This window comes from Hyphobacterium sp. CCMP332 (assembly GCF_014323565.1).
GTDB lineage: Bacteria > Pseudomonadota > Alphaproteobacteria > Caulobacterales > Maricaulaceae > Hyphobacterium.
The window spans coordinates 2,636,437-2,663,284 of sequence record NZ_CP058669.1; the positions used below are offsets into that span (position 1 = coordinate 2,636,437).

Sequence of the window (26,848 nt, forward strand, 5' to 3'; positions counted from 1 at the left end):
ATGCTCGGTAAAATCGCCAGCTTCGAATTCCGATATCAGATCATGGCTCCGGCCTTTTTCTGGATTTTTGCCATATTCTTCCTGTTCGTGTTCGGTGCCGCCGCCTCGGATCAGATACAGATCGGCGACAGTGCAACGGTTCACGCCAATTCACCGTTCGCGATTTCGCTGAACATTCTGGTATTTTCGCTGTTCGGAATGATCATCCCGATTGTCTTTCTGGCGAGCGGTATATTGCGCGACCGCAGCTTCAACACCTATGAGCTGTTCTATTCAACGCCGGTGCGCGAACGCGATTACCTGCTGGGCCGTTTTCTCGGCGGCTTTGCCGTCACCGCGCTGGTCATCCTCAGCCTCCCCCTCGGAAACCTCGTCGGATCCCTGATGCCCTGGGTAGACCCGGAATCCATCGGCCCCTTCCGCCTGGAATATTACCTTTACCCTTACCTGGTGATCGGCGTCGCGAACATGTTCATCATTGGCATGATCCTGTTCACGATCGCCAATCTGAGCCGGTCTCTGGTCATCACCTGGGTGGGACTGCTGGGCCTGTTCGTATTCAATGTTGTCGGCGGATTTCTCGATTCCCAGCCTGAATGGCGGACGTTCGCCGCTTTGACCGATCCGTTTGGCGGCAATGCGCTGGCCGATGTCACGCGCTACTGGACGGCTGTCGAACAGAATACGCGCCTGATCCCCATGGAAGGCATATTCCTGCAGAACCGCCTCATCTGGATAGGCGTGGCCATCGCGCTTTTCATTTTCAACGTTGTGATTTTCTCCTTCCGCAGCGGCAATGCCCGGCTTGGCGGAAAGAAGATACGCCGCGCGGAAACGCCTTTTGTGCCGACGGAAATCGAACTGCCCAAAGCCACACCGACGCCCGAAAAGGCGGCCTGGGCCCAGTTCCGGGCGCGTGTGGGCTTCGAAGTCAAAGGCGTGATCTTCAATATCGGCTTCTGGGTTCTGTTGGCTCTGGGCGTTCTGCTCGTCGGTGTGAATGTCTTCCTGATCGCGCCGGTTTACGGCACCCCCAGCTATCCGCTCACCCGCGTTATGGTGTTCAGCATGATCGGCGGCTTTGTGCTGATCCCCATTGTCGTCATCATCTATTACGCTTCGGAACTGATCTGGCGGGAACGGTCCGTCCGCTTCTCGGAAATCGTCGATGTCTCACCCACACCCAGCTGGGTGTTCATGACCGCCAAACTGATCGGCATGATGGCTGTGATCGGCGGCCTTCTGATGGTTGCAGTGCTGATCACGATCGCCTCCCAGCTGATCCGCGGCTACACCCATCTGGAACTGGACCAGTATGCCATGAGAACCCTTGTGGATCTGGCCATTCCGCTGACCTTCCTGTCGATGGCCGCGATCTTCCTGCAGGTGGTCAGCAACAACAAATGGGTCGGCATCGCCGCCATGGGCGCGCTCTTCATTGTCACCGCCTTTGTGCTGCCCAATATCGGGCTCGCCCATAATCTCTACCTCTTCCCCTTCGTGTCGATAAATCCCTATTCCGACATGAATCAGTATGGCCATTTCCTTGGCATTCAGTTGTGGTTCCACCTCTACTGGGCGGCCATTTCCCTTTTCCTGTTTCTTGTTGCGGCCGTCATGTTCAATCGCGGAGCACTGGCACCGATATGGCAGCGCTTGCGGTCCTTGCCCGGCGCTTTCAACGCGCCCACTGCAGGCCTTGCCGCCGCCGCGCTTCTGGTGGCCATCGGTTCGGGAAGCTGGATCTACTACAACACGGTTGTCCTGAACGATTATACGACCGGCCCGCAGGTCGAGCGTCAGACCGCCGAATTCGAGCGCGAATGGCGCGACCAGTTGGAAGGCCTGCCCCAGCCGACCATCACGGATGTTGAATACACCGTCGATATCTATAATGCCGAGCGCCGCTATACCGCCTCGGGAACCAACACGCTGGTCAATCACACCGATGAGGCAATCCCGGTTGTCTGGGTGTCTTACGGCTCGGCTGATGTGCTCGAACAATCGCTGGAAGGCGCATCCGCCGAATTGCGCAGCGAGCTGGTCAATCTCTATGCTTTCGAACTTGAAACACCGATGCAGCCGGGCGAGACGCGGACATTGAGTTTCGAGGTCGAAGTCGCCAATCCGGGCTTCCGCAATTCCGGAAATGTCAGCTCGGTCAATTTCAACGGCACCTTCTTCAACAATGGAGAATTCGCACCGTCCATTGGTTTCAATCGCGGCTTCCTCCTGCAGGATCCGGCGGTGCGCCGCCGGCAGGATCTGCCGCCGATCGACCGGGCCTTTGCGCTCGAGGACGAAGAGCATTGGGACGAAAACTATATCCGTCAGGATTCCGATTACGTCACCTTCCGCACACTCGTTTCGACCGATGAAGGCCAGACAGTTGTCGCGCCCGGCTATCTCCAGCGCGACTGGGTCGAGGACGGCCGGCATTATTTCGAATACGTGATGGAGGATCGCAGCCTCAACTTCTTCAACTGGATGTCCGCCGAATATGCGCTGCTGGAAGAGGAAGAGGACGGCATCAATTACCAGGTCTTCTACCACCCGGCGCATGACTGGAATATCGAGCGCATGATGCAGGGCGCGCAGGATTCGCTCGCCTATATGAGCGAACACATCAGCCCCTATCAGTACCGGCAATACCGCATGCTGGAATTCCCGGCCTATGCCAGCTTCGCCCAGTCCTTCCCGAACACGATCGCCTATTCCGAGGCAATCGGCTTTACCGCCGACCTGCGCGATGAAGACAATATCGACTATGTCTATTACGTCACCGCGCACGAAGCTGCGCACCAGTGGTGGGCCCACCAGATCATGGGCCCCAACGTTCAGGGCGGCTCCATGCTGGTGGAGACTTTCGCGCAGTATTCGGCGCTCATGGTCATGCGGGAGGAATATGGCGACGACCATATGCGCCGGTTCCTGAAATACGAGCTCGACAGTTATCTCTCGGCGCGCGGCAATGAAACCCGCGAGGAATTGCCGCTTTACCGCGTGGAGAACCAGCAGCACATCCATTACCGCAAGGGCGCGGTCATCATGTATGCGCTGCAGGACTATATCGGCGAGGACACGGTCAATCGCGCCCTGTCACGTCTGGTCGACGAGTTCCAGTATCAGTCCGACCCCTATCCGACGACGCTGGATTTCCTGCGCATCCTGCGCGAGGAAGCCGGTCCGGAGCATGAGCGGATCATCCACGATTTCTTCGAGCGCATCATGATCTTCGACCTGTCCATCGATACGGGTACGGCCGAACGCCGCGAGCTGGAGGACGGGCGCTGGGAGACGGTTTTCACCGTGAATGCGCGCCTCTACGAAGCGGATGGCGAAGGTAATGAGACCGAAGAACCGATCGATTATGATATAGATGTCGGCCTCTTCATGCGCAGTCCGGACACCGTCAATGAGGGCACGGACCATATCCTCTATTTCGAGCGTCACCGGATCAATCAGGCCGAAACGACACTCTCCATCATCACCGATGAAGAGCCCGCCTGGGTGGGGATTGATCCCTATAACAAGCTGATTGACCGCAATTCCGACGACAACATCATCCAGCCACCTCGCGCCAGTGATGATACGGACGATGAAGAGACCGGAGCAGCGGAAGGCGAAGAGGCGGAGACCGCTTCCCTGATCACGGAATAGGGCAGGGCGAGCGGTGCTTGATGGCGCTGATCGAGAAATTCGTCTCGATCGCGCCAATGCCCGGTACAGGATGCAACTCCTCGCGCATGAAGCGCTCATAGCCGTCATGGCCGGAAACCACGACTTCCAGCAGATAATCCTCGCCGCCGGACATCAGATGACACTCGATCACCGCGTCGATGGCGGCGATTTTCCGCTCGAACGTGGCCACTGTGTCAGGCGAATGATCCTTCAGCCGGATCCGTACGAAGGCGGTCACCGAAAGCCCGCAAGCCTTGCGGTCGATTTCCGCGAAATAGGTGCGGATCAGACGCGCTGCTTCCAGCGCCCGCACCCGTTTCAGGCAGGGTGAGGGCGACAGCCCCACCAGATCCGCCAGCGCCTGATTGGTCAGCCGGCCATCCGTTTGCAGGGCCATCAGGATTTTGCGGTCAATACGATCCAGGCGTTTCATGGTAGAAAATGCTCCACTCAGACATTATGGAAGCAGAATACGGCAGCACATGGCGCAATGAAAGCGCTAATCTGGTCTCAAATGGGAGATCAGCATGGACGGTTCAGGTCAGGTCAAGCGCGAAAAAGGGTTTTCGACCCGCGCGATCCACGAGGGCTATCATCCCGCGGATGAAGGCGGCGCGCTCACCCCGCCCGTGCATTTCACCTCCACCTTTACCTTCCCCGATGTCGAATCCGCCGGTGCCGCCTTCTCCGGCGAACAGCCGGCGCATATCTATTCGCGGATTTCCAATCCCACAGTGGATCTGCTCGAACGGCGTATGGCGTCACTGGAAGGCGCGGAAGCGGCTGTCGCCTTTGCCTCGGGCATGGGTGCCATCACGGCGGTCTTCTGGAGCCTCGTCGAGCCGGGCGATGAAATCCTCGTCGACAAGACGCTTTATGGCTGCACCTACGCCTTCTTCAATCACGGCCTCGCCAAATTCGGCGTGCGCGTCAGCCATGTTGACATGACGGATGAGGTGGCGCTCGAAACGGCGCTGAAAAGCCGTCCGAAGATTGTCTATTTCGAGACCCCGGCCAATCCGAACATGCGCATCATCGATATTCGCCGGACCGCCACGTTGGCCGGTGCGGCCGGTGCGCGGGTCATCGTCGACAACACCTATGCCAGCCCCTGTCTGACGCAGCCGATTGCGCTGGGTGCGGACATGGTTGTGCACTCGGCGACAAAATATCTGGGCGGACATGGCGATCTGATTGGCGGTCTGGCCTGCGGGACGCAGGAGATCATGGATCAGGTCCGCTTTTACGGACTGAAGGACATGACCGGGGCCGCGCTGGCTCCCTTCAATGCCATGCTCATCCTGCGCGGCCTGAAGACGCTGGGCCTACGTATGCGCGAACACTCGGCCAGCGCCGGAATTGTGGCACGCTTTCTGGAAGCCCGCCCGGAGGTTGCCAATGTCGCCTGGCCCGGACTCGAAAGTTTCCCGCAATACGAGCTCGCCGCACGCCAGATGCAGTTGCCGGGCGGTATGATCGCGTTCGAGCTGAAGGCGGGAAAAGACGCGGCGATCACCTTCATGAACCGGTTGAACATGATCCAGCGCGCGGTCAGCCTGGGCGATGCCGAGAGCCTGATCCAGCATCCCGCCTCCATGACGCATTCGACCTATACGCCGGAAGAGCAGGCCGAACACGCAATCACACCGGGCCTGATCCGCCTGTCCGTCGGACTGGAAGACGTCGAGGACATTCTCGCCGACATCGCGCAGGCGCTATCTACCTGACAGTTCTGTCACTTGCCGCTCATCCGGCCCCGCACTAGTGTCCCCGGCATCAATCCAGTGAATGATACCGGGGAGGCATCATGTTCCGCACAATTGCTGCGCTGACCGCAAGCGCGCTCGCTTTTTCCCTTGCCTATGCGCAAGAGGCTGATACCGGCGCCGATTCTGAAGACGACGGTCCATGGGACGTCGCCGCACCGCCCATGCCGACCCGCTTTATCCCGATCCGTGTCGATGAAGGCACCTGGCTGAGCCTCGATGTCAGCCCCGATGGCCAGACCATCGCCTTTGACCTTCTCGGTGATATTTACACCATGCCGATTACCGGCGGTCCGGCGACAAATATTGCCTCCGGCCTGCCCTGGGAAATCCAGCCGCGGTTTTCGCCTGATGGCTCCATGATCGCTTTCACCTCCGACCGTGCGGGGGGCGACAATATCTGGATCATGAACACCGATGGCTCCAACCGGCGTCAGGTGACGAATGAGAGCTTCCGGCTTCTGAACAATCCGACCTGGCATCCGTCCGGCGACTTCATCGCGGCGCGCAAGCATTACACCACGTCGCGCTCTGCCGGGGCCGGTGAAATCTGGATGTATCATATCTCTGGCGGCAGCGGCGTTCAGCTGGTCGAGCGCCCGAGTGAAGCCTTCCAGAAGGAGCTGGGCGAGCCGATCTTCTCGCCGGATGGCAGCTATGTGTATTACACGCAGAACATCACCTCCGGCAGCACCTTCATCTATGCTCAGGACTCCAATACCGACCTGTTCAACATCCTCCGCTACGAGCTGGAAACCGGTGAAATCACCACGGCGGTTTCGGGCGCAGGCGGCTCCGTCCGTCCAGCGCCGTCACCGGATGGCAATTTCATGGCCTTTGTCCGCCGTGACCGCCTGCAATCCCAGCTCTGGGTGAAGGATTTGCGGTCGGGCGAAGAGCGCATGATCTATGACGATCTCGACCGGGACAATCAGGAGACATGGGGCGTTTACGGCATGTATCCGAACATGGACTGGATGCCGGATGGCAATTCCATCGTCTTCTGGTCGGGTGGGCATATCAACCGCATCAATGTCGCGTCGGGAGAATCGCAGATCATTCCGTTCGAGATTGATGACAGCCGCGAAGTCATTGATCCGCCGCGTCCGCAGACAGATGTGGCCCCGGCGACGTTTGAAACCCGCATGCCGCGTTTCGCCAATGTCTCGCCGGATGGTTCGCAGGTCGTGTTTGAAACGCTCGGCCGCCTCTATATTGCCAATACATCGGGTGGCGATCCGCGCCCGCTGACCGGCAATGACGGCAGTTACCGTGAACTCTTTCCGTCCTGGTCGCGGGATGGCCGCTCCATCGTCTTTGCTACCTGGGATGATGAGGATCTCGGTTCGATCCGTACCGTCAACACCAATGGCCGCAGCGAACGTACGGTGACATCCGAACCGGGCCATTATCGACGCCCGGTCTTTTCGCCGGATGGCCGCGCCATTGTCTTTGAAAAAGGCTCGGGCGGCTACCTGACGGCGCGCGAATGGTCGGAAACGACCGGTATCTTTGCCGTCCCCGCATCCGGCGGCGAGATGCGCCGCATCACCGATAGCGGTTCCGAACCGCAATTTGGCGCATCGAATTCCCGCCTTTTCCTGACATCGTTTGAAGGCGGCCAAAATCGTCTGGTCAGCGTCGACATGAATGGTCAGGACCAGCGCGTTCATGCCCAGTCCGACATGATCGCCGACTACCGTGTGTCCCCTGACGGCCGTTATCTTGCTTTCCGGGAAAATTACGACGCCTATGTCATGCCCATGCCGCCGGGGCCACAGGAAGTCTCTGCCGGCATGTCCGCGTCAGCGCTGCCCGTTGTGGAAGTCTCGCTCAACGGCGCCACCTATCTCTCCTGGTCGGGCGGCAGCGACAGCCTGCACTGGACAATGGGGCCGGTTCTGTATTCCGCAGCGATCAACGATGTCATTCCGCATGGCCCGGCCGCCGAAGATGAAGAGCGCGAGTCCTTCTCTCCGCCGGAAACCGGACGCTCACTGGCGATCACGGTGACGACCGACGTGCCCACCAGCGTCGTCGCTCTGACCGGCGCCCGTATCGTCACCATGTCGGATGAAGACGGCGGTATCATCGAGAATGGTGTTGTCGTCGTGGAGGGCAATCGCATTGTCGCGGTCGGATCTGCCGACGAGGTGGAAATTCCGGGCGGCGCGCAAACGGTCGATGTAACCGGTCGCACCATCATCCCGGGCCTCATCGATGCGCACGCGCATGGACCGCAGGGCACGGACGGCATTATTCCGGAGGAAAACTGGTCTACCCTGGCCCATCTGGCCTTCGGCGTTACGACCATCTTCGACCCGTCCAGCTCTGCCAGCCACATCTTCGTGGCCGGGGAATATCAGCGCGCCGGCCTGCAATTGCAGCCACGCACCTATTCCACCGGAGAGGTTGTCTATGGTGCCCGCGCACCCGGCTTCTTTGCCCGCATTGACGACGCCTCGGATGCCGATGAACACGTCTTCCGCCTCGCGGCCCAGGGGGCTCATGGCATCAAGAACTACAACCAGCCCCGCCGCGATCAGCGCCAGCAAGTGGTTCAGGCCTCGCACGAGGCGGGCGTCATCGTCGTCGCCGAAGGCGGCTCCAACTATCACATGGACATGTCACTGGTGGCCGATGGCAACACCTCGCTTGAGCACAACCTGCCGGTCGAGATGATTTACGAAGATGTGCTGCAAATGTATTCGCAGACACAAGTGGCCTACAATCCGACCATCACAGTGACGTATGGCGGTCTGGCCGGGGATCCCTACTGGCGCTCCCGTATGAATATCTGGGAACACCCGATCCTGTCACGGCATGCGCCGCCCACCTATCTGAATGGCTCGATCCGCCGTCCCTGGGCACCGGAGCATGACTATGTCGATGATGACAGTGCCGTAACCGCGCTGATGCTGGCGGATCGCGGTGTGCTCATGGCAATTGGCGCTCATGGTCAGCAGGAAGGCCTCGCCGCACACTGGGAGATGTGGTCGCTGGGCCGTGGCGGCGCGACGCCGATCCAGGCCTTGCGTGCGGCCACAATTGATCCGGCCATCCATCTCGGCTTCGACGCGGATCTGGGATCCATTGAAACCGGCAAGCTGGCCGACCTCGTTATTCTCGAGGGCGATATTCTCGCCGATATCGAGAACTCTGACGAGATCGACATGATCATGCTCAATGGCCGTCTCTATGATGCGGAAACCATGAACGAGACCGTCACCGGTGATCGTGTCCGGGGGGCGTACTTCTGGGAGTAGGAAGTCGCCTCTAGCCGATCCTTGAAAGCCAGGCCGCGAAGCGCTCAATCACCGCTTCGCGGCCTTTTTCATTGATCGTCTCGTGACGGAAATCCTCGAGGATCTCCTGCGTAGCGCCGTATCCGGCCTTGCGCAGTCGCGCGCCGAGCAGCTCGACTGCTTTCGCATTGTTCGTCGCCGGATCATCCGTTCCGCCGACCAGGTGGAAGGGCAGGGATTTGGGGACGGCCTTCAGATTTTTATCGTCCGCCGCATAGGCAAGGCCGCCGGCAAAATCCCGCCACAAGGACCAGCTCGCTGTCCAGCCACACAGGGGATCGGCAACATATCTGTCGACCTCGGCAAGGTCACGGGACAACCAGCCTGATTCCGGACGATCATTTTTGAAGCGCTTGTCCCAGGCCTTGAAGGTCAGGGCATCAATCAGTCCGGCCGGCTTTTCCGGTTTGGAAAACATCAGGCCCAGCCCGGTGACAAATCTGATCAGCCCTGCCGCTCCCTTGTCGATATTGGCATTCCAGATCGCACAGCCGGCAATCGTTTCGGGATAGCGCATGGCGTAATTGAGCGAGACCGCTCCGCCCATGGAATGACCAAACACCACGACCGGCACGCCGGGGTGTTTTTCCCGCGCCTCGGCATTCACCGCAGCGGCATCCGCCATCACTTTCGACCAGCCATGCTCGTAGGCGAACAGGCGCGGCGCACCATCCGGAGCGGTCGTCAGACCGTGGCCGCGATGATCCTGCGCGACCACCGCCCAGCCTGTCTGTGCCAGCGCTTCGGCAAACCGCTCATAACGGGCGGCATGTTCGGCCAGCCCGTGATTGATATGCAGAACGCCGCGGGTTTCGCCTTCGGCGGCAGATTCGTAGAGCGTCAGCAGCGCCCCGGTCGGGCTTTCCAGTGTCCGTTTGGTAAAGGCCATGAACATCCCCTCTTTGCTGCAACGCTATCGCGCTCTGTTCGCGCGCGCCAGCCTGTTTATAGTCGTATCTGACAGGAATCGGGGGCGTGTATGTTCAGCGACAAGACAGCCATTCTGGCCATTGACCAGGGGACGACCTCCTCGCGGGCGATCGTGTTTTCCAGAAAGGGTCAGGTGATTGCGCTGGCCCAGCGGGAGTTTGCGCAAATCTATCCCAAACCCGGCTGGGTGGAGCACGATCCGGAAGTGATCTGGGCCACGGTGATCGCCACCGCGCGAAAAGCGCTGAAAGAGGCGAAGGCCAAAGGCTGGAAAACCGCATGTCTGGGCATCACCAATCAGCGCGAGACGGCGATTATCTGGGACCGGAAAACCGGCGACCCCATCCATAACGCCATTGTCTGGCAGGACCGGCGCACCGCAAAAACCTGCCAGCAACTCGCCGCTGACGGCCATGAGGGCGTCATACGGGAGAAAACCGGCCTCGTCCTCGACCCCTATTTTTCGGCTACCAAATTTGCCTGGATTCTGGATGCTGTCGACGGCGCGCGGGAACGGGCTGCGCGGGGCGAGCTGGCTTTTGGGACGGTGGACAGCTTCCTGCTCTGGCGGTTGACCGGCGGGGCTTCGCACAAGACCGATGCCAGCAATGCCAGCCGCACCTCGCTCTATGATCTCAAGGCGGGCGCGTGGGATGCTGGCCTGTGCGAGCGCTTCAACGTGCCGATATCAGGTCTGCCGGGCGTGTGTGACAATGCCGCGGACTTCGGCACCAGCATCAAATCCACGATTGGAGAGATCCTACCGATCACCGGCATGGCGGGAGACCAGCAATCGGCGGCCATCGGCCAGGCCTGCTTCAGGCCCGGCGAGGTCAAATCCACCTATGGCACAGGTGCCTTCCTGATCATGAATACCGGCCCCGAAATGGCGGTGTCAGAAAACCGCCTGCTCTCAACGATTGGCTGGCGGATTGATGGCCAGACCACTTTCGCGCTGGAAGGCTCTATCCTGTCCGCCGGCGCCACCGTCCAATGGCTACGCGATGGTCTGGGCCTGTTTTCCAAAGCCTCCGAGATCGAGGCGCTGGCCGCTTCCGCCGATCCCGATTGCGGCGTCTATTTGGTCCCGGCTTTTGCCGGGTTGGGCGCTCCCCACTGGGCGGCGGATGCGCGCGGGACGATTGTCGGTCTGACACGCGGGGCCGGGCGGGCGGAAATCGCGCAGGCGGCTCTGGATGCTGCGGCCCATCAGACCGCCGACCTCCTCGAAGCCATGGCGCGCGACGGTGTCCCTGCGGCAAAGCTGAAGGTCGATGGCGGTATGGCGAACAATAACCGTTTTCTCTCCCGGCTGGCCGATTTCTGCGACGTGCCGGTGGTCCGCCCGGTCAATACCGAGACCACCGCCTGGGGCGCGGCTTTCCTTGCCGGTATGGGGGCGGGACTGTTTGGCGGGCTCGAGGAAGGCCGAAAACTCTGGAAGGCTGACCAGAAGTTTGAACCGAAGATCAAGGCAATTGACCGGGACACGCAACGCGCCGGTTGGCAAGCGGCCGTCAGGCAAACTCTCGCCGGGATTTGACGCGGGGCGGATTCGTGCCAAATCATGTCTTCAATGGAGCGGGGGAGATTTCCATGCGAGCAGCTATTCTCGGACTGGCCGTTATTCTGGCAGCCTGTTCAACACGCGAACCGGTGATGGAACCCGATCCGGAAACCCGCCTGTCCACGCCGCAAGGTGATATTGTTGGCTATGTTGCGGATGCGGGGGCCCATGTCTGGCGGGCGATCCCCTATGCCGAACCACCCGTTGGCGATATGCGCTGGCGTGCGCCGCGTCCGCCACAAAACTGGGACCAGGAGCGTCAATCCATTACCGCGCCCGATTATTGTCCGCAGCTGGCCAATTCACTGAGCGCGGATCTCGTAGGCGTGGAAGCGGGAACGCTGATCGGCAATGAGGACTGTCTCTATGTCGATGTTTACGCGCCGCCAAACGCCGCCAATTTGCCGGTGATGATGTGGATTCACGGCGGCAGTAACACCTGGGGCTGGGGTGATCAGTATGATGGCTCACAACTGGCCATCGATCAGAACGTCATTGTCGTCGTGGTTCAGTACCGCCTCGGACCACTCGGGTTTTTCTCCCACCCTGCCTTGCGCGAAGATGCGCAGATCGACGCTGACCGGGCCGCCAATTTCGCGACACTGGATCAGATCGCGGCCCTGGAATGGATACGTGACAATATCGCTGCCTATGGCGGCGATGCGGGCACGGTGACGATTTTCGGCGAAAGCGCCGGCGGCACCAATGTCGCGGCACTTATGGGTTCCCCCATGGCCTCGGGCCTGTTCCATCGCGCCATCATGCAGTCCGGTTCGGCAAACGCTATTGCAGTGGAAGAAGCGGAAGGCACAACCGGCTCGGAAGCCAATGCGTCCCTGGACATTGCGCCGATGATCACCGGTGGCGGGGTCAGCGCCGATGATCTGCGCGGTGCTCCATTGGCGGCAGTTTATAACGCCTATAGCCCGGAGGGTGAATCGGTTGATTTGCCGACCGTGATCGCCGATGGCGTCACCATTCCGGAGGGCGGCCTGATGCAGGCCTTTGCCAGTCCGGAAACCTTCAACGCCGTACCGCTCATCACCGGCACAAACCGTGACGAGGTCAAACTTTACAATGGTCTGAACCCTGAACTCGTCTCGCGCCGGCTTGGCATCTTCTTCCGCATTCGCGACGAAAACCTCTACGAGGCGGTGTCGGAATACCAGAGCCGTATTTGGGCGATTAATGCCGTGGACGAGATTGCGGCCACCATGACCGCCGGCGGCCATGATGATGTCTGGGCCTATCGTTTCGACTGGGATGAGGGCGGGTCAAACCTTTTCCTCGATTCAGCGGAGATTTTCGGTGCCATGCACTCGATGGAAATTCCTTTCGTCTTCAACAGATTCGAATTCTTCGGCTCACGCCTCGACCCCATCGTCTTCAATGACGACAATGCCGACAGCCGCATCGCGCTCGCCCGTGAAATGGGCAGCTACTGGGCGCGCTTTGCCCGGCAGGGCGAGCCCGGGGGAGACTGGGCCCGCTGGAGCGAGGGCCCGGCGCGCATGCGGTTTGATACGCCGGCTGATGGTGGGTCCCTGATGATGGCAGGTGAGTTCACCATCGAGGGACTCGCCAGCGATATCAGCTCAGATGTCCGGCTGACCGCTGAGGAGCGTTGCCGGCTCGTGTCATCGATGGAGGGGCGGTATTTCGATGACACCCGCGAATTGCGCCCGCTGACGGGCTGCTGAAGTGGGCGTGGGCGGAAATGCAGGTTATTTAGAACCGGCGGGGCTAAAAGCTCAAGATATCAAAATTATCTATAATCAAAGCTCAGAGAATTGATTGGATAAATAATCGAGGCAGGTCCACTCTGATTTCTGGAAATTCAGGACGTACCCGCATGGTGCGTCTTCAAGGGAGAGAGATCAATGGACGACAATTCCGGAAAATGCCCGTTTACAGGCCCTTCACGTCGCCACACGGCGAGCGGGGCGCTATCCAATGCCAGCTGGTGGCCCAATCAGCTCAACCTGAAAATCCTGCACCAGAATGCGCCGGCATCGAACCCGATGGGTGCGGACTTCGATTATGCCAGGGCGTTTGAGAGTCTCGACCTTACAGCGGTCAAGGCTGACCTCACCGCCTTGATGACCGAAAGCCAGGACTGGTGGCCGGCGGACTATGGTCATTATGGCGGCCTGTTCATCCGCATGGCCTGGCACTCGGCCGGCACTTACCGCACGGCGGATGGCCGGGGCGGGGCGTCGACCGGCAACCAGCGCTTTGCGCCGCTCAACTCCTGGCCTGACAATGCCAATCTCGACAAGGCCCGCCGCCTGCTCTGGCCGATCAAGCAGAAATACGGCAGCAGCCTGTCCTGGGCGGATCTGATGGTCCTCGCGGGCAATGTCGCGATGGAATCGATGGGTTTCAAGACGTTCGGCTTTGCCGGAGGACGTGAGGACATCTACGCGCCGGAGGAAGATATCTACTGGGGTGCCGAGACCGAATGGCTCGCCGATTCAAAGGCTGAAAACAGCCGCTATTCCGGCGAACGCGATCTCGAAAATCCGCTGGCCGCGGTGCAAATGGGTCTGATCTATGTCAATCCGGAAGGCCCGGATGGCCAGCCTGATCCACTCGCCTCGGGGCGCGATATCCGCGAGACTTTTGAACGCATGGCGATGAATGACGAGGAAACCGTCGCGCTCACCGCAGGCGGGCACACTTTCGGCAAGACCCATGGGGCCGGTGATGCCGCGCTCCTCGGTCCGGAGCCCGAAGCCGCGCCGATGGAGGAAATGGGCTTTGGCTGGAAGTCGTCGCATGGTTCGGGAAAGGGCCGCGACACGATCACATCGGGTATTGAAGGAGCCTGGACGCCGAACCCGACCGCCTGGGATACGGGATATTTCGATGTCCTGTTCGGATATGAATGGGAATTGGTGAAATCGCCCGCGGGCGCCTGGCAATGGACCCCGAAAGACCTGAAGCCCGAGGACCACGCTCCCGATCCGGAAACCGGCGAGCGGAACCGCCCGATCATCATGACAACCGCCGACATGGCGATGCGGATGGATCCGGTCTATGGCCCGATTTCCCGGCGCTTTCATGAAAACCCGGAAGAATTCGCCGATGCCTATGCCCGCGCCTGGTTCAAGCTGACCCACCGCGATATGGGCCCGAAAGCCCGCTATCTCGGCACCGAAGTGCCCGACGAGGATCTGATCTGGCAAGACCCGGTCCCGGCCGGAAAGCCGCTGACCGACGCCGTGGTCAGCACGCTCAAGGCGGCCATCCTCGGCTCTGGCCTGAGTGTGGAGCAATTGGTGCAGACGGCCTGGGCCTCGGCCTCGACCTTCCGCCAGTCCGACAAACGCGGCGGTGCCAATGGCGCACGTATCCGGCTGGCACCCCAGAAAGACTGGGCCGTGAATCAGCCCGCACAGCTGGCGAAAGTGCTCGGCGTGCTGGAGGACATACGTGGCCAGACCGGCTTTGATGTCTCGCTCGCCGACCTGATCGTGCTCGGCGGCGCGGCGGCAGTTGAAAAAGCGGCAAAAGACGCAGGCTTTGACGTCTCTGTGCCGGTATCGACCGGCCGCGGTGACGCCACCGAAGACCAGACCGACGCCGAAAGCTTCGAACCGCTGGAGCCGGAGGCTGACGGCTTCCGCAACTGGTCGCGCGGCAAGTTTACGATCCCGACTGAGGAAATGCTCGTGGACCGGGCACAGCTTCTCGGCTTGAGCGCACCGGAAATGACAGTGCTCGTCGGCGGCTTGCGCGTACTTGGCAACACCGTTGATAATGCCGGTCATGGCGTGTTCACCGCGAAGACCGGCACGCTGACGAACGACTTCTTCACCAACCTTCTCGACATGTCGACCGAGTGGACGCCGGTGGATGATGGGGTGTTCGAGGGCCGCGACCGCAAGACCGGTGCGGTGAAATGGACGGCCACGCGGGCCGATCTCGTATTCGGCTCGAACTCACAGCTTCGGGCGATCGCCGAAGTCTATGGCGCCGCCGATGCTGGCAAAAAATTCGTCACCGACTTTGTCGCAGCCTGGACCAGGGTGATGGAAGCCGACCGCTTCGACCTGCGCCGTTAGGGGCGGGTCTTCATCCAGCATGAGCGGGGCGGACCATTGGTCCGCCCCTAAATGTGTTCATCGCTGGCATAGGGTCCCGCCGCCTGCCGCCAGGGATTGATATTCATTTCCCGCTGCATGGAGGGAAAAGCCCGGTGCGCGCAGGCCTCCCGCTCGCACAATCGGCAGGTCAGGCCGACCGGCGTCGGGGGTGTCCGCGACAGCGCATCGGCATATATCGTTTCTTCGGCCCGTCCCCATTCGCAGCCGACCGCAATCACATGCATGACGGGCAATTCCTGCGCGCTTCCCGGCCGGGAGACAGCGCGGGCGATGGACAGGTATTCGGAATTGTCCGGCAGGGCGAAGCGCTGGGTGAGCAGTTTTTCCGGCGCGCGGAACGCCTCGGACAAGGTCCATTTCGGGCAGGAGCCGCCCGAGCGTGCAAAGGGGAGCACGCCGCCGCCAAAGCGTTTGGAGACATTGCCTGCCGGATCCATGCGCACCATGAAAAAAGGGATGCCGGGCTGCCTGGGATCATGCAGCGTCGTCAAACGGTGACAGGCCGTTTCAAAGCTCAGACCAAAGCGTCTTTGCAAGCGGTCGATATCGTATCGGCTCTTCTCCGCCAGTGTCAGAAACGCCTCATAGGGTGCCAGCACCGCTCCAGCGAAATAGCGGGCCAGCCCGTTCCGGTAGAGCGCTTCCTCGATTTTTGTTTCAAACCCGGCCGCCGCGACTTCGGCATCCAGAACATCGGCGTGTTCCAGCAAAGCCAGCGTGGTGGCCATCTGCATGGGGCGGGCATTCGCAGACAGGCGGTCCGACAACATCAGGCGGCGGGTATGAAAGTCCAGCCGCTGGCGTGCCCTACCCATGATGTCGTCTTCAAAGGTCCGCACCACAATCCCGTGCTCCGCTTTCAGGCGCTCCTCCAGAACCGTCGAGCGATTATCGACATGCAGCTTCAGACGACTGCCGAAGCGTTCGGCGGCATCTTCGAGAGCCGGGAAAAAATTATGCCGCTGGTCGAGCGCATTGCGCACCGCTTCTGTTTCATTCATGCGGCCGGCCCGTTCGCCGCCCTCCAGCTGGGCCGCGAGGTCGGCGGATGATTCCGACGCATTACGATAGGCCTGATGCAGCTTTGTGAGTGCCTCCGCTGCGCGCGGCTGGGTTTCGGCCAGGTCGGTCAGCTCGGTCCGGTCGAGTTCCAGCGCGGCAAGCGCCGGGTCGGCAGCCGCGGCTTCCAGATCCGTCACCAACTGCCGGTCAGACCCCTCGGCCAGACTGCGGACATCGATGTCGAACGCCGCCGCCACAGCGAGCAGCACGCGCGCGGTCAGCGGGCGCTGATTGCGCTCGAGAAGATTGAGATAGCTGGGCGACAGGCCCAGCATGTCTGCCGCATCGGCTTGCGTCAGACTGCGCTCGCGTCGCAATCGGCGCAGCCGTGCGCCGGCGAAGATTTTCTCGTTTTGCAAATCCATATTGTCAATTATTCACAAAATAACAGCATGACAAGTAATTAATGAATACAACTGATCCATTTTCAGCTTTCACACGTGTAGACAGGACGTTTCGGCATTGTCAGGGTCGCCTTCGAAACCGCTGGTTCTTCCGGCTTACAGATTCAAGGATTGCACCATGACCACTTTCAACGATCTCGTCCCGGCTGCCACGCCCGACCGCTTCGCCGGCATTGACCGCGACTATTCCGCCGAGGATGTGCTGAAACTGCGCGGCTCGGTGCAGATCCAGCACACGCTGGCAGAGCGCGGCGCTGTGAAGCTCTGGACGCTGCTGAAAACCGAACCCTATATCAATGCGCTGGGCGCGCTGACTGGCGGTCAGGCGATGCAAATGGTCCGGGCGGGCCTCAAGGCCATCTATCTGTCAGGCTGGCAGGTTGCGGCCGACGCCAATGAAGCCGGTGCCATGTATCCGGACCAGTCGCTTTATCCGGCCGATTCCGGTCCCGAACTCGCAAAGAAGATCAATCGCACCCTCCAGCGCGCAGATCAGATCGAGGTCTCCGAAGGCAATCTGACGCGTGACTGGTTCGCGCCTATCGTCGCTGATGCCGAGGCCGGCTTTGGCGGGCCGCTCAACTGCTATGAAATCATGCGCGCCTATATCGAAGCCGGTGCTGCAGGCGTTCACTTTGAAGACCAGGTCGCGGCGGAAAAGAAATGCGGCCATCTGGGCGGCAAGGTGCTGATTCCGACCAAGGCACATCAGCGCAATCTCAATGCCGCACGCCTGGCCGCCGATGTGCTGGGCGTGCCGACCCTGACCGTCGCCCGGACGGATGCCGAATCCGCCACCCTGATCAATTCCGACATTGACGAGCGCGACCATGAATTCATTGACTATGAAGCTGGCCGCACGGCGGAAGGCTTCTATCGTCTGAAGAAGGGCATGGGCGTTGATCACTGCATCAAGCGCGGTCTGGCCTATGCCAGATATGCCGACCTTCTGTGGTGGGAGACGTCGAAGCCAAATCTCGATGAAGCGCGCCGTTTTGCCGAGGCCGTCCAGAAGGAATTCCCGGGCAAGATGATGGCATACAATTGCTCGCCCTCCTTCAACTGGGAAGCCAATCTCGACAAGGCGACGATCGAAACCTATCAGCGCGAATTGGGCGCGATGGGATACAAGTTCCAGTTCGTCACCCTCGCCGGCTTCCACCAGCTCAATTACGGCATGTTCAGCCTCGCCAGCGGATATCGCGATCGCGGCATGGGTGCCTATTCGGAGCTTCAGCAGGCCGAGTTTGCCTCCGAGAAGGATGGTTACACCGCCACCCGTCACCAGCGCGAAGTCGGCACCGGTTATTTCGATCTGGTGAACCAGACGCTGTCCGGCGGACAGTCCTCCACCACCGCCATGGACGAATCCACGGAATCCGCCCAGTTCGCGGCCGAATAAGTGGTGACCGGGAGCAAGACCATGAACAAGTCAAACCCCAATGGCGTGGATCTTCTGGGGCCGATGGAGCCTGGCTACCGGGCCATCCTCGCCCCGCACGCCCTGTCCTTCCTGATCGGACTGCATCGGCGTTTCGACAGCCGCCGCAAGGCCTTGCTGGAAGACCGCCAGAAGCGCCAGGCCGAATATGATGCCGGCGGCCTGCCCGATTTCCCGGAAGAGACGGCCGATATCCGGGCCTCGGAATGGACGGTTCGTCCTGCCCCGTCCGATCTCATGGATCGCCGGGTCGAGATTACCGGCCCGGTGGATCGCAAGATGGTGGTGAATGCGCTCAATTCCGGGGCGCGCTGTTTCATGGCCGATTTCGAGGATGCCTCCTCGCCGAAATGGACCAATATGGTCGACGGGCAGATCAATCTTCGTGAAGCCATCCGCCGCAAGATCGACTTCACCGATGAGAAAAACGGCAAGCGCTACCGGGTGTCATCCGATGCTGCCACATTGATCATTCGCCCGCGCGGCCTGCACCTGGATGAACGCCACATGCAGGTCAACGGGCAGGCCATCTCCGCCTCGCTCTTTGATTTCGGCCTCTATCTGTATCACAACCACGACGCCCTGAATGTGCGCGGCACCGGGCCGTATTTTTACCTGCCGAAGCTCGAAAGCCGTTTTGAAGCACGCTTCTGGGCATTGGTCTTCAGCCATGCCGAGGAAGTGCTGGGGCTGGAACGCGGCACGATCCGTTGCACCGTGTTGATCGAGACGCTGCCGGCGACGTTCGAGCTGGACGAGATTCTCTACGAGCTGCGCGATTATTGCGTCGGCCTCAATTGCGGCCGCTGGGATTATATCTTCTCCTATATCAAGCGCCTGCGGGGCCATACCGACCGCGTCCTTCCGGATCGGTCCCAGGTCACGATGGCAACGCCCTTCATGCGGGCCTATTCAAAGCGCGTCATTGCGGTCTGTCACCGCCGCGGCGCTCATGCCATGGGCGGCATGTCGGCCTTCATCCCGGTCAAGGGCGATGAAGCGGCCAATGCGCTGGCATTCGAACAGGTGAAGGCCGACAAGACTCGCGAAGCCACGGACGGTCATGATGGCTGCTGGGTCGCGCACCCGGACCTCGTTCCGGTCGCCAAGGCGGCCTTTGATGATGTCATGACCGGCCCCAACCAGATCGACCGTAAATTCGCGGTCACCGGTTCGGCCGCAGATCTGGTCGCCGCCCCTGAGGGCACGATCACCGAGGCCGGTGCGCGAGAAAATGTCGACGTTGCCATTCGTTATATTGCGGGCTGGCTGGCGGGACGCGGCGCGGCCCCCATCCGCAACATGATGGAAGACGCCGCGACGGCTGAAATCGCCCGTGCCCAGCTCTGGCAATGGCGGGTGATCGGGGCGAAGACCGAGAGCGGTATCGAGCTGAATGCCAGCTGGATGGAAGAGGCGATCAATATTGCCGAAGCTGAAATCCTCGAGGACGGCCATTATCGCCTGTCCGGCCCGAACGAGGTGAAAGCCGCCGCCAGTCTGATGCGCGAGCTCGTCCTGTCAGACGGTTTCGACGAATTCCTGACGCTGAAAGCCTACAACCAACTGACAAAAGGTCTGCAGGTCTCTATGCGCCTGACTGAATTCGACTAGATCACGACGAGATGCCCACCGGCGGGACCGGGAGGCAGGCGCGGCAGACCCAATGCAATCCGGGTCTGCCGTGTCACTTTTTATCCGGTGTAGAAATCCGGATAGGCTTCCATCCCCAGTTCGGATTTATCCAGCCCGGCTACTTCCTCGTCCAGCGTCGGACGCAATCCGATCGTGTGCTTGAGCGCCAGCCAGACCCCCGCACTTGCGGCCGCAACGAAGGCGCCGATGGCGAGAATGCCCACGGCCTGAACACCCAGCTGGCTCAACACATTCAGCCCCTCAGCCTGTGTCGTGAGAGCCGCAACCAGCGTTCCCCAGATGCCGCAGACCAGATGGGCGGGAATGGCGCCGACGACATCATCAATCTTCAGCTTGTCGAGCAGCGGTACGGTGATGACGACCAGCATCCCGCCGACAGCCCCGATGATCATGGACTGCCACAGGGCGGTATCCAGTGGTCCGGCTGTGATCGCCACCAGCCCGCCAATTGCGCCATTGAGCACAAGCGTGAGATCGGGTTTCTTGAAGACGAAATAGGCGGTCGCAAACGCCCCCAGCACGCCGGCCGCAGCCGCTGTATTGGTATTGGCGAGGATTTTCCCGACGGCGCTGACGTCCTCGATCGTGCCGGCGGCCAGTTGCGAGCCGCCATTGAATCCGAACCAGCCAAACCAGAGGATGAATGTGCCGAGCGCCGCCAGTGGCAGGTTGGAACCCGGCATCGGTTTCTGGATATGTCCGTCGGGCGCATATTTGCCGTACCGGGGGCCGAGGATCAGTGCGCCGGTGAGCGCCGCCCAGCCGCCAACGGAATGGACCAGCGTTGAACCGGCGAAATCCTGAAAGCCGATGACATGCAGCCAGCCTTCGCCCCATTTCCACGCCCCGGCGACGGGATAGATAACGGCCGTCAGCACCACGATGAAAAGGAGGAAGGGGCCCAGCTTGATCCGCTCGGCGAGCGTGCCGGAAACGATGGACGCGGCGGTCGCCACGAAGGCCATCTGGAAGAACCAGTCTGCCGATGAGGCTGCCGATCCGCCTGGCTCCCCGAGGACATCCGGCGACCAGACACCAAGCGTGCCGATCAGCCCGCCATCAACGCCGTCATACATCAGCCGGTAGCCGACGAGGTAATAGGTCAGCGCGGCAATGGAAAAGAGCGTGATATTCTTCAGCGAAATGGTGGCGGCATTTTTCGCTCGCACCAGGCCGGTTTCCAGCATGCAGAACCCGGCAGCCATGAACACGACGACCATGCCGGAAATCATCAGCAACATCGTATCGGCCACAAAGGCCATGACATCCGGTTGAGCAGGAGCCGCCACCGCCCCCGTGACTTGTGCTGCTAGTGCGAACATATTTTCCCCCATCATGCTGCGCTGCAACATGATGGCCAGTCTGAGCGCCGGTGTAAAGATGTCCGGGGCCGGATAATTCGAACAACTTCATTTCCGCCGCGCTAACCCTCAATCCACCGCCCGCCCGATCGGTCGAATCCGAACAATGCGTTTAAACGCCCCTTATCGGCTGGTGTGGTGGATTTCGTATCAGACAGCCGGAAAACCGGCGTGGATGGTGTGAGGGTGAGTATGGCGAACCGGGCGAATGTCGTCGTTTTCGCGTCGCAAAAGGGCGGGTCGGGCAAGACCACGCTCTCCGGGCATATTGCGGTCGAGGCCGAGCGGGCCGGCGATGGTCCGGTGGCGCTGATTGATACCGACCCGCAAGGCTCGCTGGCGAAATGGTGGAATGCGCGCTCCAGCGCGACACCGGCCTATGCCCGGGTGTCCATCGGCGAACTGGAAGCCGGTATCAAACACCTGGAAAAGTCGGGCTTCAAACTGATTGTCATCGACACGCCCCCGGCGGTGACCGAGTCCATTGCCGGGGTTGTTCGTCATGCGGATCTGGTCGTCGTCCCGACCCGGCCCAGCCCGCATGATCTGCGCGCCGTCGGCCCGACGGTGGACATCGTCGAGAGCTTTTCCAAACCGCTCGTCTTTGTCGTCAATTCGGCCACGGCGCGCGCGCGAATTACCGGTGAAACCGCCGTTGCCCTGTCACAGCATGGCGTCGTCGCGCCGGTGACCATTCACCACCGCACCGACTTTGCCGCCTCCATGATTGATGGCCGCACAGTTGGCGAGGTCAGTGAAGGATCAAAATCGGCGGATGAAGTCTCCAAACTCTGGCGCTATTTGCGCGCCCGCTTCGTCCGCAATGGACTGTCGCTGGATGGCAAGGATTCGATTGGTGACCTGGCGGTTGCCGCACTGACACCGGGCGGTGGAAGCGCGGATATCTTTGGCGATGAAGACGAAGATGAAAATCTGCCCGGACTGGGAGAACTGGTCTTGCCGGGTTGGAATGAAGAAGAACTGCCCAAGCCTCAATTCACGGGGCATTCTGGCTGGGACGGCGTGGACCGGCGAAAAGAGGATCGCGGCGCGCCCAAGGGTGCGCCGGACCGCCGCCAGCCTCCGCGCGCCGTCTTTGGACGCCGGACCGCCTTCGTCCATCGCATTGCGGGGGAGGGTTGAATATGACGACTTCGCCGTTTGCGTCCCTGCATTCCAGTCTTCTCGTCCGGAAAGGGGCCGCCGTGCCGTCGCCTGCCGGAACCCGGACTGCGCCGGAACCTGTTTTTGATCCATACTCCATCGCCCGCCGCGATGCCTCGGATGCGGATACCGCCCCCCCACCCCAACCGCATCCGGGGCCCTGCGCCGCGCATCAAGAAGCCGCCGAGGCGGACGAGGATTTCGGGTTCGAGCTGAGTGATCAACAGGATCGCCGTCTTCGCCTCGCCGCGGCGAAACTCGATACGACGCGCGAGCAATTATTGTCGGAAGCGGTGGACAATCTGCTCAACCATCTCGCCGAGACCGAGCTGGCATCGTGTTCCTGTTATCGCGCGCTGGCCAATAGCAGCTAGAAGCAGCTGCCATCCATTGCGGCAATCCAGGACCGGATCAGGGACACACCCTCTTCATGGACGAGCGAACGGCCGAGTTCCGGCATCATGATATCGCCTTGCCGGGAATCCATGCGGTAGATGAAAATCGATGAATCCGGATCGCCCGGAACGATGTCGAAACGGTGTCCGCCCGAGCCCGGACCGGCAGCAATCGGCGGCTTGCAAATCCCGAGATTGGGACCTTCCGGTGCGTCGAAATTGAGGTGCAGGCCGGACGTGTCGGCGGCCCCCACCGGATTGTGGCAATGGGCGCAATTGATATCGAGATAGGATCGGGCCCGAGCGGCCAGAGCAATGTCCGGATCATTCCAGACCGCGGCGCGCGGTGCCAGTTCAACATCCGGCGCGCCGTCCAGATATCCGGCGGCGATGAAATGCGTCAGCTGGTTCTCAACGCCTCCGGCATAGGCGAAATCACGATTGAGGTGACGTGCAGCGGGTCCGATCGGCGACAATTCCCGCGTTGTATTATTGGTGGCATGGCAGCCCGCGCACTGGTTCACATTCGGCACCAGATAATTGATGTCACGCAAACGGCCATCCGCCTCCGCAAGCGTGAGCGTCTCGGAATAGCCTGCCCGCATCAGCCGGGCATCGCTTTCATCTTCATCCCAGACATAGGGCAGCGCCACCCAGCCGGCCTCACGGCGGATCAGCAGCCGGGTTTCAATCAGGCGGACGCGGTCAAGATCCAGCGTTTCCGGCGTGTCCGACACCTGCAGGCCGGCATCGCCGCGAAGGACATTTCCCGCATCATCGACCGGATAGTAGAAGGTCTTGGTGATGACCGTGCCGACGGGAAAATCCAGAACCTCGCCCTCGCGATAGGCCGCCGCCGCGCCCTCTGGCATCCAGATCGTCCGCAATTTCCCGGCATGATCGGTAAACAGCGCCGAATTCAGGTCATAGGGCTCGACGCCGTCTGACAGAACGAGACGCCCGCCCGACGTGGTGACCATGCCCCATTCCGACAGCAATGCGGGGCGGCCTTCCGAATAGAAGGCCGGCGTAGTCGCCTGGCCGCCGCACGCAGCGACGGCAAGGACAGCAAGAAGCGGGAGAAGGACACGCATCAGAACGGCAGGACGATCTCCGGCAGGCGTTCATGCAGACAGGCCGTGTCCTCGACAATATGCGGATCGGAATAGCCATTGGGCCCGTCGGCATTCAGAATTTGCGCATCGCCGTTATCGAGGCAGATGCGGTATTGATCCGGCATTTCGCCACCGGCCAGAAGATCCGGGTTGGCAAAACCGTCCCACAGGACATCCGGAATATTGCCGGTCAGTCCGAACATCATCACCCGCAGGGCCTGCAGTTCGACATTGTCCGGATTGCCACCGCCTTCGCCCAGCGTATTGCCGGAAATCCAGATGGTCTCGGGATAGGGGTCGAAATTCTCCTGCGCGCCGATATCGGAGAATCCGGTCGAATAGACCGACGAGATAATGATGTTGGCGGTGCGATGATCGCGGATGTCGTTATTGAAAATCTCGACCCGGTCATTGGAATTGATGACGATGCCGGATCCGGCGGGCACGCTGGCGACCGGTGTGCCCGGATGCCCGAAATTGCCGGTATTGTTTTCAAAAACCTGATTGTCGTAGACGCGCGTCGAATGACCCGGCTGTGGCAGGTTGGGCATGTTGAAGACCAGAATGCCGCCCGTATTGTTAGTGGCGACATTGTTATAGACATCGGCACCGATCGTATTCTCGATCTCGATTCCGGCGACATTGAACTCGGCCCGGCTGTCCCGGACAATCACATTGCGCGACTGGCCGACATAGATTCCGGCATCCGATGCGCCGATGGCCACCACGCCTTCAACCAGCGTATTCGTGGTCTGCACGGGGTAAATGCCATAAGCGCCATTATCGGTGTCGGGGCCATTCGTCCATTCGGTGCGCACCCGGCGGATGATGATGTTCTCGCCCTCATTCACCTTCAGAGCGTCGCCGCGTGTATCCTCGATGGCGAGATCCTCGATGGTGAAATCGCTGGCGGTGACCAGCAGGCCTTCCGCGCCGGACGTCTGGTTGGCAAAGGACAGAATGGTCTCGTCCATTCCCGCGCCGCGAATGGTCACGCCGTCCACTGTCAGCGACAGCGATCGGTCGAAGGAAAAGACACCTGCCGGAATTTCGATCACATCGCCCGGCTGGGCGTCGATCAATTGCTCCATGAGCGTGGTCTGGAAATCCGTATCGGCGCTGGAAATATCGCGCCCTTCATTTCCGCCGCCGCATGAGGCCAGAACAAGGCTGGCGCCCAGTACAACCGCCGCTGAAAATTGAAACTTGACCATGGATGCCTCCCCGTACGTCCGGTCTGAACAGTGTTCACATTGAGACAGAGTAGGCAGGCCACCCGCAAGTTGTCGAGTGTTTTAGTAGGGTGCGATGGCGTCCTTTACCCGTGCTTCAAGCTTATCGACGGGCTCGTTGACGATATCCAGCGGGAAGTCCTTGATCAGCCGGCGTGTGAGCTCATCGTGGTAGTGTGGACGGATATCACCCAGCGAGTCGCTGTCAGCGTAGATCAGTATCTGGTCGAATTCACCGTCCAGCGCTGCGGCATTGAGGTGTTCGACAAGCTTTTCGACAAATCGCGTTTCTTCGTGTTCATGCGCATCGCCCTGGTCAACGGCGCTGCGGTGTCCGGTGCCGACAAACATCCGTCCGGGTCTGTCTGTATGGATGTCCCGATCGGCCGGAATGTACTGCTTGCTGATCTCGACGGGCCGGAGAACCGGGTATTCGGCGTCACCCTCGTTTCGATAGATCAAACCCTTGCTGCCATCGAGAACGGCGACCCAAAGGGTTTTCCGGGGTCCATGTGCCATCGTCTATACTCCCTTCATGCGTGTTGCGTTGGTGCACAAATATAACACATTCGCTGCCTGACGGGTTCAGTCCGGGTTGCAACCGGTCGCAATTGCCGGATGATCACCCTGAGGACAGAGGGGGGAAACATGACGGATGCTGCGGCGCTCGACGCGATTGAAGTCACATTGGGCGGCGGCTCCCGGATCGGATTGACCATCAGTCTGGCGATCATGATCTTTTCGGTCGCCCTGACCCTCAAACCCGCGGATTTTGCGTTTTTGGGGCAGCGCCCCAAGATGTTTTTCGGGGGCGTTCTGACCCAGATTGTCGGACTGCCGCTGTTATCGCTGGGTCTGGCGCACATCCTCGCGCCAACGCCATCCATCGCCTTTGGCATGATCTTGGTGGCGTGCTGTCCGGGCGGCAATGTCTCCAATCTGATGGTCTTCATGGCGCGCGGTAATGCCGCCTATTCGGTCTCCCTGACGGCGGCGTCCAATGCTCTGGCCTTCCTCGTACTGCCGCTCTCCATTCTGTTCTGGACCAGCCTCTATCCGCCAACCGCCGCTTTGATCCGCGCCATCGAGATCGAAATCTTGCCCTTCATCCTCCAGACAGCCATGGCGCTGGGCCTGCCGCTGGCAATCGGTATGGTTCTGGCAACCGTCTATCCCAAGGTCGCAGCGCGGATACAGCCGGTCTTCTACGTGCTGGCCATCATTATTCTGATCCTGCTGGTCGGCGTCGGCGTCGTCTCGAACTGGTCGCTGATCCTCAGCAGCGGTCATGTCATCGCCCCGGTCGCCATCATCCATAATGCGGCGGCCTTCGGCCTGGGTGCCCTCGTCGGGCGTCTGCTTCAGCTAACGGCGTCGTCACGGCGTGCCCTGACATTTGAGATCGGTATCCAGAATGCCGGCCTCGGCCTCGTTATCCTGCTGACGCAATTTCCCACGCTGGGCGGGGCCGCCGCCGTGACCGGCTTCTGGTCGCTGTGGCATCTTTTCGCCGGGCTCGGACTTGCGGCCGGCTTCCGCCTCTGGGACCGCTATTCGTCCTGGCGGGCCTGACAGAAACGGCCGAGACGTTTTCAGTTCAGCGACAGGCTTAACGCCGAAGGAATTTCGCGCCACACTCTCCCGCGACAAAGGTTCGGGG

At 60.6% G+C, this 26,848-nt stretch carries 17 protein-coding genes and 1 pseudogene; 11 read left to right on the forward strand and 7 right to left on the reverse strand.

Translation table 11 applies throughout. The features are described from left to right. Entirely contained in the window at window positions 1–3,660 is a 3,660-nt protein-coding gene (locus HXX25_RS13120) for a M1 family aminopeptidase (RefSeq protein ID WP_187166339.1), read from the forward strand. Here HXX25_RS13120 and HXX25_RS13125 read toward each other — a convergent pair. Continuing rightward, complete coding sequence (locus HXX25_RS13125) at window positions 3,650–4,114, reverse strand: Lrp/AsnC family transcriptional regulator (protein ID WP_233346730.1); 465 nt, start codon at window positions 4,112–4,114, stop codon at window positions 3,650–3,652. The genes HXX25_RS13120 and HXX25_RS13125 overlap by 11 nt on opposite strands. 94 nt (window positions 4,115–4,208) lie before the next feature. Here HXX25_RS13125 and HXX25_RS13130 point away from each other — a divergent pair, with 94 nt between their 5' ends. Both HXX25_RS13130 and HXX25_RS13135 read left to right on the forward strand, forming a co-directional pair. Continuing rightward, window positions 4,209–5,408 (forward strand): methionine gamma-lyase, encoded by a 1,200-nt coding sequence (locus HXX25_RS13130; protein ID WP_187166340.1) that lies wholly within the window; start codon window positions 4,209–4,211, stop codon window positions 5,406–5,408. An 80-nt stretch (window positions 5,409–5,488) separates the two neighbouring features. Next, the gene (locus tag HXX25_RS13135) at window positions 5,489–8,713 is read left to right on the forward strand and encodes an amidohydrolase family protein (protein WP_187166341.1); all 3,225 of its coding nucleotides are present in this window, start codon (window positions 5,489–5,491) and stop codon (window positions 8,711–8,713) included. 10 nt (window positions 8,714–8,723) lie between these two features. Here the strand turns inward: HXX25_RS13135 and HXX25_RS13140 are convergent, their stop codons facing one another. Beyond that, window positions 8,724–9,641, reverse strand: coding sequence for an alpha/beta fold hydrolase (locus tag HXX25_RS13140; RefSeq protein WP_187166342.1), 918 nt, complete (start codon window positions 9,639–9,641; stop codon window positions 8,724–8,726). Between the two features lie 90 nt (window positions 9,642–9,731). Here HXX25_RS13140 and glpK point away from each other — a divergent pair, with 90 nt between their 5' ends. The 3 genes from glpK to katG all read left to right on the forward strand — a co-directional run bounded on the left by glpK (window position 9,732) and on the right by katG (window position 15,316). Next, window positions 9,732–11,225 (forward strand): glycerol kinase GlpK, encoded by a 1,494-nt coding sequence (gene glpK / locus HXX25_RS13145; RefSeq protein WP_187166343.1) that lies wholly within the window; start codon window positions 9,732–9,734, stop codon window positions 11,223–11,225. Window positions 11,226–11,278: 53 nt separating this feature from the next. Further along, entirely contained in the window at window positions 11,279–12,949 is a 1,671-nt protein-coding gene (locus HXX25_RS13150) for a carboxylesterase/lipase family protein (RefSeq protein ID WP_187166344.1), read from the forward strand. Between the two features lie 180 nt (window positions 12,950–13,129). Further along, window positions 13,130–15,316 (forward strand): catalase/peroxidase HPI, encoded by a 2,187-nt coding sequence (katG, locus tag HXX25_RS13155; RefSeq protein ID WP_187166345.1) that lies wholly within the window; start codon window positions 13,130–13,132, stop codon window positions 15,314–15,316. A gap of 47 nt (window positions 15,317–15,363) precedes the next feature. On the opposite strand, the gene HXX25_RS13160 is transcribed toward katG, so the two are convergent. Beyond that, window positions 15,364–16,785, reverse strand: coding sequence for a short-chain fatty acyl-CoA regulator family protein (locus tag HXX25_RS13160; protein ID WP_187166346.1), 1,422 nt, complete (start codon window positions 16,783–16,785; stop codon window positions 15,364–15,366). A 157-nt stretch (window positions 16,786–16,942) separates the two neighbouring features. On the opposite strand from HXX25_RS13160, the gene aceA reads away from it, so the two are divergent. Continuing rightward, a complete protein-coding gene (gene aceA / locus HXX25_RS13165; protein WP_187166347.1) occupies window positions 16,943–18,226 on the forward strand; it encodes an isocitrate lyase in 1,284 nt (427 codons plus the stop codon). Window positions 18,227–18,247: 21 nt separating this feature from the next. Beyond that, the gene (gene aceB, locus HXX25_RS13170) at window positions 18,248–19,879 is read left to right on the forward strand and encodes a malate synthase A (RefSeq protein ID WP_187166348.1); all 1,632 of its coding nucleotides are present in this window, start codon (window positions 18,248–18,250) and stop codon (window positions 19,877–19,879) included. A gap of 80 nt (window positions 19,880–19,959) precedes the next feature. On the opposite strand, the gene amt is transcribed toward aceB, so the two are convergent. Next, window positions 19,960–21,243 carry an ammonium transporter gene (gene amt, locus HXX25_RS13175; RefSeq protein WP_233346732.1) on the reverse strand — a complete coding sequence of 428 codons (1,284 nt, stop codon included), beginning with the start codon at window positions 21,241–21,243 and terminating at the stop codon, window positions 19,960–19,962. 231 nt (window positions 21,244–21,474) lie between these two features. Between amt and HXX25_RS13180 the strand changes: the two are divergent. Together HXX25_RS13180 and HXX25_RS13185 are read left to right on the forward strand one after the other, a co-directional pair. Next, window positions 21,475–22,176 (forward strand): annotated as a pseudogene (locus HXX25_RS13180) (AAA family ATPase); the annotation flags it as partial. 251 nt (window positions 22,177–22,427) lie between these two features. After that, window positions 22,428–22,820 (forward strand): hypothetical protein, encoded by a 393-nt coding sequence (locus tag HXX25_RS13185; protein ID WP_187166350.1) that lies wholly within the window; start codon window positions 22,428–22,430, stop codon window positions 22,818–22,820. Here HXX25_RS13185 and HXX25_RS13190 read toward each other — a convergent pair. The 3 genes from HXX25_RS13190 to HXX25_RS13200 all read right to left on the reverse strand — a co-directional run bounded on the left by HXX25_RS13190 (window position 22,817) and on the right by HXX25_RS13200 (window position 25,707). Next, entirely contained in the window at window positions 22,817–23,935 is a 1,119-nt protein-coding gene (locus HXX25_RS13190; protein WP_187166351.1) for an SO2930 family diheme c-type cytochrome, read from the reverse strand. The genes HXX25_RS13185 and HXX25_RS13190 overlap by 4 nt on opposite strands. Further along, the gene (locus HXX25_RS13195) at window positions 23,935–25,170 is read right to left on the reverse strand and encodes a parallel beta-helix domain-containing protein (protein WP_187166352.1); all 1,236 of its coding nucleotides are present in this window, start codon (window positions 25,168–25,170) and stop codon (window positions 23,935–23,937) included. The genes HXX25_RS13190 and HXX25_RS13195 overlap by 1 nt, the downstream gene beginning before the upstream one ends. An 81-nt stretch (window positions 25,171–25,251) precedes the next feature. Beyond that, window positions 25,252–25,707, reverse strand: coding sequence for a host attachment protein (locus HXX25_RS13200; RefSeq protein WP_187166353.1), 456 nt, complete (start codon window positions 25,705–25,707; stop codon window positions 25,252–25,254). A 129-nt stretch (window positions 25,708–25,836) separates the two neighbouring features. Here HXX25_RS13200 and HXX25_RS13205 point away from each other — a divergent pair, with 129 nt between their 5' ends. Then, complete coding sequence (locus tag HXX25_RS13205; RefSeq protein WP_187166354.1) at window positions 25,837–26,760, forward strand: bile acid:sodium symporter family protein; 924 nt, start codon at window positions 25,837–25,839, stop codon at window positions 26,758–26,760. Window positions 26,761–26,848: the final 88 nt, after the last annotated feature.